Source organism: Burkholderia sp. BCC1998, assembly GCF_905339875.1.
Classification (GTDB): domain Bacteria; phylum Pseudomonadota; class Gammaproteobacteria; order Burkholderiales; family Burkholderiaceae; genus Burkholderia.
Genome location: NZ_CAJPHE010000081.1, coordinates 1 through 837 on the forward strand (window position 1 = coordinate 1; position 837 = coordinate 837).

Annotated in this window: 1 protein-coding gene; it reads right to left on the bottom strand. The window is 67.9% G+C overall.

What is annotated here, in order from left to right:
- Positions 1-837 (bottom strand): amidohydrolase family protein (locus U5A56_RS36865; RefSeq protein ID WP_321927395.1); only part of this gene is annotated, 837 nt, incomplete at both ends.

The window sequence follows — 837 nt, forward strand, 5'->3', positions numbered from 1 at the left end:
GCTGCCCCACGCACTCGCGTGCGCATGCTGGTGCACGTTGCATGCATTCGCGCAGCCGCACATCGCGGCGGCCGCCGCGCGTTGCAGCGGTGCGCCGCTGCGCTGCGTCGCGCCCCAACCGCCGTAGCCGCCATACTCGCGCACCGGCGACCAGTCCGGCATCGCGGGCGGAATCGGCGCATCGTGCGACGCGAACGGGCCCGCGCCCCACACGATCTTGCCGCCCACCACGGTCAGCAGTGCGGTCGTGCCCGCGATGTCGTCCTCGGCGCACGCGAAGAAATCGCGATCCGGAACGACCACGTCGGCCAGTTGCCCGACCGCGATGCGCCCTTTCTTGCCGACCTCGTTCGAGAACCACGTCACGTATTCGGTCCACATGCGCAGCGCGGTCTCGCGATCGAGCAGGTTGCGCTGCGGGTACATGCGCAGGCCGCCGATCGTCTTGCCTGTCACGAGCCAGGACAACGACACCCACGGGTTGTACGACGCCACGCGTGTCGCGTCGGTGCCGGCCGACACCTTGAGGCCCTTCGACAGCATCTTCGCGACGGGCGGCGTCGCTTCGGCCGCCTGCGCACCGTAGCGCTCGACGAAGTATTCGCCCTGGTACGCCATCCGGTGCTGCACCGCGATACCACCACCCAGCGCGGCGATGCGGTCCATCGATTTTTCGGTAATGGTTTCCGCGTGATCGAAGAACCAGTTCAGCCCTTCGAGCGGGATGTCCTTGTTCACCTTCTCGAACACGTCGAGTGCGCGGCTGATCGTTTCGTCGTAGGTCGCGTGCATGCGCCACGGCCAGCGGTTCTGCGCGAGCACGCGCACGACGCCCTC